This is a genomic window from Yoonia sp., from assembly GCF_042093035.1.
Taxonomy (GTDB): domain Bacteria; phylum Pseudomonadota; class Alphaproteobacteria; order Rhodobacterales; family Rhodobacteraceae; genus Yoonia.
Map to the genome: position 1 here is coordinate 1 of NZ_JBELFI010000108.1, position 8,771 is coordinate 8,771.

The 8,771-nt window shown below is 56.7% G+C and carries 10 protein-coding genes; 1 reads left to right on the forward strand and 9 read right to left on the reverse strand.

The annotated features are described in order from the left end of the window. Positions 1–26: 26 nt before the first annotated feature. The 9 genes from ACFDSS_RS11965 to ACFDSS_RS12005 form a co-directional block, all read right to left on the reverse strand. Positions 27–533 carry a sulfopyruvate decarboxylase subunit alpha gene (locus tag ACFDSS_RS11965; protein ID WP_375255972.1) on the reverse strand — a complete coding sequence of 169 codons (507 nt, stop codon included), beginning with the start codon at positions 531–533 and terminating at the stop codon, positions 27–29. Between the two features lie 69 nt (positions 534–602). After that, positions 603–1,016, reverse strand: coding sequence for a universal stress protein (locus tag ACFDSS_RS11970; protein WP_375255973.1), 414 nt, complete (start codon positions 1,014–1,016; stop codon positions 603–605). 29 nt (positions 1,017–1,045) lie between these two features. Beyond that, positions 1,046–2,026, reverse strand: a complete 981-nt coding sequence (locus ACFDSS_RS11975) for an alcohol dehydrogenase catalytic domain-containing protein (protein WP_375255974.1) — start codon at positions 2,024–2,026, stop codon at positions 1,046–1,048. Continuing rightward, complete coding sequence (locus ACFDSS_RS11980; protein WP_375255975.1) at positions 2,023–2,784, reverse strand: SDR family NAD(P)-dependent oxidoreductase; 762 nt, start codon at positions 2,782–2,784, stop codon at positions 2,023–2,025. The genes ACFDSS_RS11975 and ACFDSS_RS11980 overlap by 4 nt, the downstream gene beginning before the upstream one ends. Next, the gene (hisD, locus tag ACFDSS_RS11985) at positions 2,777–4,084 is read right to left on the reverse strand and encodes a histidinol dehydrogenase (RefSeq protein ID WP_375255976.1); all 1,308 of its coding nucleotides are present in this window, start codon (positions 4,082–4,084) and stop codon (positions 2,777–2,779) included. The genes ACFDSS_RS11980 and hisD overlap by 8 nt, the downstream gene beginning before the upstream one ends. Before the next feature lie 11 nt (positions 4,085–4,095). Then, positions 4,096–5,424, reverse strand: a complete 1,329-nt coding sequence (locus tag ACFDSS_RS11990; protein ID WP_375255977.1) for a TRAP transporter large permease — start codon at positions 5,422–5,424, stop codon at positions 4,096–4,098. 11 nt (positions 5,425–5,435) lie between these two features. After that, the gene (locus ACFDSS_RS11995; protein WP_375255978.1) at positions 5,436–5,948 is read right to left on the reverse strand and encodes a TRAP transporter small permease; all 513 of its coding nucleotides are present in this window, start codon (positions 5,946–5,948) and stop codon (positions 5,436–5,438) included. 108 nt (positions 5,949–6,056) lie between these two features. Further along, on the reverse strand, positions 6,057–7,205 hold the full coding sequence (locus ACFDSS_RS12000) for a TRAP transporter substrate-binding protein (RefSeq protein WP_375255979.1): 1,149 nt from the start codon (positions 7,203–7,205) through the stop codon (positions 6,057–6,059). Between the two features lie 32 nt (positions 7,206–7,237). Next, positions 7,238–7,411, reverse strand: a complete 174-nt coding sequence (locus tag ACFDSS_RS12005; protein ID WP_375255980.1) for a hypothetical protein — start codon at positions 7,409–7,411, stop codon at positions 7,238–7,240. 151 nt (positions 7,412–7,562) lie between these two features. Here ACFDSS_RS12005 and ACFDSS_RS12010 point away from each other — a divergent pair, with 151 nt between their 5' ends. Then, positions 7,563–8,579 (forward strand): LacI family DNA-binding transcriptional regulator, encoded by a 1,017-nt coding sequence (locus ACFDSS_RS12010; protein WP_375255981.1) that lies wholly within the window; start codon positions 7,563–7,565, stop codon positions 8,577–8,579. Positions 8,580–8,771 lie beyond the last annotated feature (192 nt).

An 8,771-nucleotide genomic window follows, 5' to 3' on the forward strand; every position in this document is an offset into this window, starting at 1 on the left:
GATTTCGCGCAGGATTTCAGAACGGATCATTGGTCGCCGTAGCCTCCCCAGAAGGACGCATCCGTCAGGATCGCCACAGGTTTGTTGCACATGAAGGTGTATTTCAGGATCGCATCCAGCTCATCCGCATCCGATTCCTTGTGGAAGTGATAGGTCGGAATATGCAACTGGTTCAGCAGCGCCTTGGTGTGCACCGCCATCTCCACCTGACACGCCACAGGCTCGCGCAGCTCTCCGCGGTAGCTGATGAGCATCGGCAACGGCATCCGGTAATACTGGGTCAGTGTCGCCAACGTGTTGATCGTCACACCGATCGCCGTGTTCTGCATGATGATCGCGGGGCGCTTGCCGCCCATGAATGCACCCGCACAAAGGCCCATCCCCTCGTCCTCTTTGTTGGAGGGGATATGGAAGATTTCAGGGCGCGCCTCGACCTCGTCGATAACGCCGGCCAGCTGCTTGCATGGCACTGTGGTGATAAAGGATACATCGTTGGCGACAAAGTCATCCACGATCTGTCTGCTGATATCCAAAGTCTTATGTCTCCTAGATTGCGCCAGCACATTGACCGGCGCGTTGCGGGTTAAAACGGGGTTGCGGGGTTAAGCGGGGTAGCGGGCCACATGCACAGCACAAGGGGCGTGCTGGACAACGCGGGCCGCGGTCGATCCAAGTAGATAGTCGATAAGCCCGGGCTTATGAGAGCCAATCACAATGCAGTCGGTCCCAAGCGATGCGGCAGCATCAAGGATGGTACGACCGCTGTGACCTTTCACCGTCAACGCCTCAACACCCTCCATCGCCGAGACGCGCTCTTTCATCTCAGTCTGCGAACGGGCGAAGGCCTCTTCGATGACGCTTTTATCCACATAGGCGCTGACAGAATTGTTCGGGGCTTCATGCACGTGCAACGCAGTGATCTTACCACCATCGGCCAGCAGCGCGCGCGCAATCTGCATCGTTGTCTCGGCGATCCCGTGATCGAGCGCCATGGGAACCAGAATATGCTTGTACATGTCAAACCTCCTTGGGGTTTCGTCTTTCGTTAGGGCCGTAAAATGATCTTGGGAGCCGCCACCACGCCTGCGCGAATATCGGCAAAGGCTTTCGCACCTTCGGACAAAGGCCGCTCTTCGGTCCAGTCGAGTGCTCCAAGCCGCCCGTCAAAGATCGCCGCCGCCGTGTCGCGGAAGTCCTGGGCGGTGTAGGTGTAAGTCCCGATAAAGGTGATCTCTTGCAGGGTCATCCGGCGGATATCCAGACCACCTGTCCCCTCACCCAAACCGATATGCATAATGACACCGCCCGGACGGGTGATCGCTGTGGCATCCGCACGGGTCGCCGCATAGCCAACACCGTCAATCACCAGATCCGCCTGCATCACCGCCCCCGGGGCAACGGCCGTGAACCCGTCAATCGTGTCCAGCGTCGCCCGGCGCACAGCATTCGGCTCAACCACCTTGATATCCGTCGCCCCAAAGGCCGCAAGGCAAAGTGCTGCACCCACACCAATTGCACCACCACCGATCACAACACACCGCGCATCGGCAAGCGGCGTATCCAATGCCTCTGACCCCAAACGCACAGCGTGCCAACCGCAAGCCAAAGGCTCTGCCAAGGCCGCCTTGGCAAACGGCACATCAGCGGGCACGTCTACCAGATTACGGTTGGCCATAATCACCATATCCCCAAAAGCGCCCTCGCGCGGGGGCATGGAGATAATCATCCGGTCCGCACATAAATTGTCACGACCTGCCTTGCATGCCGCACACAGGCCGCATGTCGTCAGCGGATTGATCGTGACGCGCTTGCCGTCAAATTCGCCCCCCTGCACGACGCCCGCGGCCTCATGGCCAAGGATCAAGGGGGCTGGACGCCGCTCATCATGGCCCAGATACGCGTGCATGTCAGAGCCGCAGATCCCCGAAGCCGCGATCTTGACAAGGCTCTGGCCCAGGCCCGGTACCGGGTCCGGCATGTAGCGGTAAACAAGTGTTTCCACACCTTCATAAACAAGTGCTTTCATTTGGCTGTGAACCCCCCGTCCACCATCAAGACCTGTCCTGTGACATAGGACGAAGCATCAGAGCATAAAAACAAAAGCGGCCCGTCGATATCCGACAGATCACCGTTGCGGCCCACGCATGTATTGGCCGCATTGCGCGCCGCACGGGCAGAATCGGCAAAGACCGGCCCCGTCAGTTCGGTCGGAAAGAACCCCGGACCGATTGCATTGGCGGTAATCCCGTCTTTTGACCACGCCTCAGCCATCGCACGGGTCAATTGCCCCACACCAGCCTTGGACGCACCATAGCTCAGACCGCCCGGAAAGGCCCGTGTGGTCTGCAAGGACGCGAAGTTCACAATCCGCCCCCAGCCCTTTGCCTTCATCGCAGGCGCAAACGCCTGACTCAGAAAGAAAGGTGCCGCGAGGTTCAGGTTCATCGTCACATCCCAGCCCGCATCAGTGACATCATCAGCCGCCTCGCGGGTGTTGATGCCCGCGGCATGCACCACAATGTCAGGCGCCCCGAAGGGGGCCCTGATCGCCGCAGCAATCTCCTTGATCCTGTCGCGCTGCGACAGGTCTGCCGCAACAACAGCCGCCTGCGCACCAATGTCAGCGGCCCATTTGTCCAAAGCCTCCGCTCGTCGGGCAACGCCCACGACCTTTGCGCCAGCCGCCGCCAATGCAACCGCCGCACGCTGGCCCAGCCCTGCACTTGCGCCAGTGACGCAAGCAACACGACCGGTCAGATCAAAGAGATCGCGCGGATCACTCATCAGGGGTCAGATCGAAGTTCTCGCCGGGGAAGTATTTGGCAAGCCGCACATCTGCCGCACGGGCGTGGCCCTCCATACCTTCAAGGCGGGAAATCCGCGCGGTCGCTTCCGCCACCCGCTTGGAGCCATCACGGGTGGCTTGCTGCCATGTAACGATCTTCATGTATTTGTGGACCGACAAACCACCGGTATAGGACGCCGCACCCGATGTCGGCAGAACGTGGTTCGTGCCAGAGGCTTTGTCGCCGTAAGAAACTGTGGTCTCTTCACCCAGGAACAGCGAGCCATAGCAGCTCAGACGATCCAGCCACCACGGCAAATCCGCAGCCTGCACGGTCAGGTGCTCAGGGGCATAATCATCAGAGCAGGCCGCCATTTCTTCACGGTCCGCACAAACAATGACTTCAGCATAGTCACGCCAAGCCGCCGCAGCGTTGTCACGGTTCACTTCTGGCAGGTCCGCAATCAGAGCAGGCACGCGGTTCATCACGTCCTCAGCCAGCGCACGGTCATCCGTCACCAACCAAACAGGAGAGTTATAACCGTGCTCAGCCTGGCTGACCAAGTCAGTCGCCACGATATGCGGATCGGCCGTTTTATCAGCAAGGATCAAGCTATCGGTCGGACCCGCGATCATGTCGATGCCAACCCGGCCAAACAGGATCCGCTTGGCCTCAGCCACAAACTGGTTGCCCGGACCCACCAGGATGTTCGCCTTGGGCAAGCCAAACAAACCAAAGGTCATCGCAGCGACACCCTGCACACCACCCATCGCCATGATCTTATCGGCACCGCAAATATGGGCCGCATAGATAATCGCCGGAGCAACACCCACATCGGGACGCGGCGGAGACGCCACAGCGATATGGTTGCAACCCGCAACCTTCGCTGTCGTCACCGTCATGATCGCAGATGCAATGTGGCTGTAGCGGCCGCCGGGGACATAACAGCCCGCCGCATCAACCGGGATCGCCTTCTGACCGGCAACAAGCCCCGGCACGATCTCATACTCAATATCGCTCACCGTTGCCTTTTGCGCCTCGGCAAAGCGACGCACGTTGTCATGCGCAAACTGAATGTCTTCCTTCAACTTCTCAGGCACCTTCGCCGTCGCCGCCGCAATCTCTGCAGCCGTCAGCATGACATTGCCTTCGTATTTATCGAACTTCGCTGCATACGCCATCGCCTTCGCGTCGCCGCCAACCTCGATGTCATCAAGAATTCCCTTGACCAACTCATGTACATCAGATGCGCCGGACTGCGCCGTCAATGTCGCCTTCTTTAGATAATCAAGTGCCATAACTGTCTGCCTTATTTATAGATATCAGGAAGCATCGTGGTCGAAATCGCAGGGATATAAGCGATCATCAGAACGACAACGAGCATACACAGCACGAACGGAACCGCCCGTGCTGCAATTTTTAAGATGGATTCTCCGGTGATGCCGGCCACCACAAAGAGATTGAGCCCCAGAGGTGGCGTGATGAAACCAACACCGAGTGCCGTAATCATCATGATGCAGAACTGGATCTCGTTCATGCCGATATTTTGCGCCAATGGCAGCAAAATCGGTGCAAGGATCACGATGTTCGGGGTCGTTTCCATGACGCAACCAGCCGCAATCAAGATGCCGATCATAATCAGGATCAGGATCCACGGCTCATCAGTCAGTGAGGTCATCGACGCAACAAAGCCTTGCGGGACCCCCATGATAGCCAAAGCCTCCGCCAGCGGCGCGGAAAAGGCGATGATTGGCAGGATGATGCCGTTCACCTTCGCAGAGCTCAGTAACATTGCGGGGAAGTCCGACAATTTCAGCGTTCCCAAAATGAAGCCCATGATGATCGTCACAATCACCGCGGTTGCACCCGCTTCGGTGGGTGTCATACGGCCCGAAAAGATGCCGTAAAAGATGATGCCTGGCACGATGAAAGCGTACCAGCCGGATTTCAGCGCGGCAAAGAGGTTGCTGAAATACTCGGCCATGGTGACATTGCCGCCACCCTCATAGCCGTAAATCCGGTTTACAATAATGTTGGTGACGAGGATCGAGGTCAGGATTGCCAGACCGGGGATCACGGCGGCCAAGAACAAGGTCGAAGCTGATATACCCAACACCAGACCAATGATGATATAAGCGATGGATGGCGGGATCAGGATGCCGGTACAAGCACCCGCCGCAACAAGCGCACAAGCGTAGGGTCGCGGATAGCCGCTTTCAACCAGACGCGCGATTGTCATCCGACCGACAGCCGCAGCGCCCGCGGCATCTGAGCCGGAAATCGCGGCAAACATACCGCAAACAAGCACGGTCGCCGAGCCGAATCCGCCCTTGGCGAATTGTGTCAGCGCTTCGGCCACATCCAAGAATTTGCGACTTAGTCCGGTTCTGACAAGCACGTCGCCCGTCAGGATGAAAAGAGGAACAGCCGTCAGCGCAAAGGCATCAATTCCGGTGAACAAGCTTTCACCAACAGCGCTTAGCGGCAGGTCGCCAGACATTACCAGCATGACAATAGCCGCAGCACCAATTGACGCCCAAACCGGGACAGCCAATGCGATCAGGACAACGAACAGGATCACTGGCGTGTAGAAATCCCACCCGAGCTCAACCGTTTGACTAAAGGTGTTAAAAAGCATTGGATAATTCCTTAATCAAACAGTGTTTCGCCTTCGTGGACGGGCTTGCCGTCACGAAGAGCGCGCAGATCACGAATGAAAGACTGGATCAGTCGCAGCATCATCAAACTAAAGCCAGCTGGCACCGCCATCAGCGCCCAAACCTTTGACACGCGCAGGCCATCTGTCACCGACCCGAACTTGGCCGAGATGTATACAGCCTCCCATGACCAGTAGAGCGCGATGATAGCCACAACAAACATGACCAAATCACCGAAGATATACAGCAGCGCCTTTGGCCGTGGCCCCAGGTAATGCATAATCACGTCGATACGGATGTGGATGCGATCCTTGACCGCGACTGCAGCACCAATCCATGCCAAATAGATAAAAGAATATCGCACGATCTCTTCTCCCCAGATCGACGAGTAGGAAAAGACCTCGCGCCGCAGGACCTCGACCGACATTGTCACGACAAGCATGACGTAAAAGATCAACAGCAGCCACCGCTCAGCGTTTTTATCAAGTATGCGCAGTATGTTCATGATGCACCTCTCCCGCAGCGGCACAAAAGCGAATACGCGCTGTCTCAGATTTCGGTCGTTGGAAATGGCAAACAGGCGCCCGTGTTCGGGGCGCCTGTTTGAAACGGATTATGCGTCGTTGACGTAGTAGCGGCCCATTGTGCCTGCTGCTTCAACCAGTTTCGCGAATGTCTCCATCGAGCCAGCCAGCTCAACCTTGAAGCTGTCCCACTCTGCGTTCTGATAGCCGCCGACCGCTTGCCATTCGGCCAGCTGATCGTCCGTCAGTGAGTGGAATTGAACGCCTGCTTTGCGCAGTTCCGCCATCGCGTAGTTCCGTGCGGATGGTACTTTTGCAAGGTTCTGGTGACGCGTGATAACAGACGCTTCCATGATGCCGTCCTGCACGTCGGCAGGCATAGAGTTGAACCACTCAAGGTTACAGGAATAGACTTGGCTGTCTGGAACGGCTTGCGTGAACGTGACATGGCTCAGGATGTCTTTGAAGCCAAAGACCTCTAGGGCGCCAACAGATGGGTCAAGCGCGTCTGCAACACCTTGCTTGATCGCGGAAGGTGTTTCGCCCCATGCAACCGGTGTCGGGTTCGCACCGACCATGCGGTAGTACTGCTGCAACATGGCTGATCCAGGGACGCGGAACTTCACGCCATCAAGGTCACTCGGTGTCAGTACCGGACCGGAACCACCGGCGCGAACGGCCACAACACGCGGATCGATGTTGACGTAGAACAGTGGCTTGAAGCCGGCAGCTTCAACCTTCGGGTTCACTTCCTGCGCCCAGATGTCAGAGTGCACGAGGTTCGTGAACCGCTGGTTGGAACCACACAGGTAGGGCATGTTAATCAGGTCAACGACGGATGCGAATGGCGCAAAGTTGGACAACGAATGCTGCGCCGCCTGGATTGTGCCGCCCTGTACTTTTTGGACCAGCGAACCACCAGCACCCAACTGACCACCCGGCGCGAGCTTGACATAGACTTTGCCGTTGGTCGCGTTCTGGATGTTCTCTTTGAGATCAAGCTGCATGATTGGGTAGCCACGTGACGCGCCCAGCACATAGGCTGTGGCAACTGTCATGATGTGCTCTGCAGCCGCTTCGCGCTCACGCTCTTCATTTGCAGTCTGCGCGACGGCCTCTGTTGACCACAACGTCCCGGCAGCACCCGCAACGACGGCTGCTGTGAAGCCGCCCGTTCCGGCCAGCTTGAGGAAATTCCGGCGTGCGGCCGATTTCAGGCTATCTGATTTTTTATCCAATTTAAGTGTCCTCCCTGGACAAATTGATCGCATCACTTCTTGGATGCGGCTTCCTTTTGTAGAATCGCAACAACGAACAAGATGGCCACAGCCAGCAACAGCAGCATTTCACCTACATCGTTGAGGAAAGATGCGTCCGCAAATGAGCCTAAGCCTACGTTTATTGCGAAAAGGACGAACAGAATGATTGCTCCGAAAAGCGGCATGTCGCGACTCCTCCCTTGTCGTTGCTCCGATTCGCTCTCAGTGTAAGCGCTTACATACATTTCACGCAAGCTTTTCATTTTGCCGAAATTATCACTATCTCAACTGCCTCGTTACCGCTAAGAATGCCGAAACGTTGAAAATGGAAAGTGTATGACAGCGCAGAACCCCATACCGACGCTTGAAGATGTGGCAAACCTTGCCGGCGTGTCCACGGCAACGGTTTCGCGCGCGATCAATTTTCCAGACAAGGTCGCTTTGAAAACCCGTGAAAAGGTGAATGAAGCCGTATCCAAACTGGGGTATTCACCGAATTTTGGTGCGCGCGTGATGGCTGCACGACAGACGAAAACCATTGGCGCAATCATCCCCACAATGGAGAACGCGATCTTTGCGCGTGGCCTGCAAGCCTTTCAGGACGAGCTGCGGCAGCACGGTTATACGATGCTCGTGGCGAGCACCGGATATCACGCAGAGACCGAAGAAGAGCAAATCAGATCTCTTGTCGCGCGAGGCGCAGATGCATTGCTCCTGATCGGACATAGCCGAAATCCCGAAATCTACCGCTTTCTTGAGGCTCAGAACGTGCCGGTTCTTGTAACATGGGCTTTTGATCCGATGTCAGATCGCCCTTCTATCGGATTTGACAACAAGGGCGCGATGCGCGCGATGGCCAGCAAAGTAATCGAGATGGGCCATAGACAGCTCGCCATGATTTCTGCGCAAACGGCATCGAATGATCGCGCCCTTGACCGCCAAAATGGTGTGATCGCGGCGATGCAGGACAAGGGGCTTCCCGTCTCGGACCTGCACTATGTCGAGACCAAATACGGCATCGAAGAAGGTGCGCGCGCATTCGCGCAGTTGATGGCCGCGTCACCTAAACCTACGGCGGTTTTCTGCGGCAACGATGTTCTTGCTGTCGGGGCCATACGAAAAGCGAGAGAGATGGGTATCGACGTGCCGCGTGATGTCTCAATTATTGGCTTTGATGATATCGAGTTGGCGCAGGTCGTACACCCGCCCCTGACGACGGTTCACGTTCCTCACCGGGAAATGGGGCGGCTCGCGGCCTTGGCGCTGGTCAAGCATTTGCAGCATGGCGCACCGCTGGAAAAGATCGAACTGCAGGTAAGGGCGGTCTACCGCGATACCCTCGCCGCAGTCTGAGGGGGCGCGATATGGGGGCGACCGTGCAAGGATAGCCCCTGCGGCTGACTTTTGCGAAAAGGGACAGACACAACCTGTCCTACAAATGGGGAGTAGCTCAATATACCGCAAAGAATTGATATCTATGTTATATTTAGGATTTAAATGGTGCCCCCACACGGACTCGAACCGCGGACCTACTGATTACAAATC

Excerpts from the sequence above, each read along its gene's own strand:
- ACFDSS_RS11970 (WP_375255973.1), bottom strand. The coding sequence starts at position 1,016 with ATGTACAAGCATATTCTGGTTCCCATGGCGCTCGATCACGGGATCGCC.
- ACFDSS_RS11975 (WP_375255974.1), bottom strand. The coding sequence starts at position 2,026 with ATGAAAGCACTTGTTTATGAAGGTGTGGAAACACTTGTTTACCGCTAC.
- ACFDSS_RS11980 (WP_375255975.1), bottom strand. The coding sequence starts at position 2,784 with ATGAGTGATCCGCGCGATCTCTTTGATCTGACCGGTCGTGTTGCTTGC.
- hisD (WP_375255976.1), bottom strand. The coding sequence starts at position 4,084 with ATGGCACTTGATTATCTAAAGAAGGCGACATTGACGGCGCAGTCCGGC.
- ACFDSS_RS11990 (WP_375255977.1), bottom strand. The coding sequence starts at position 5,424 with ATGCTTTTTAACACCTTTAGTCAAACGGTTGAGCTCGGGTGGGATTTC.
- ACFDSS_RS11995 (WP_375255978.1), bottom strand. The coding sequence starts at position 5,948 with ATGAACATACTGCGCATACTTGATAAAAACGCTGAGCGGTGGCTGCTG.
- ACFDSS_RS12005 (WP_375255980.1), bottom strand. The coding sequence starts at position 7,411 with ATGCCGCTTTTCGGAGCAATCATTCTGTTCGTCCTTTTCGCAATAAAC.
- ACFDSS_RS12010 (WP_375255981.1), top strand. The coding sequence starts at position 7,563 with ATGACAGCGCAGAACCCCATACCGACGCTTGAAGATGTGGCAAACCTT.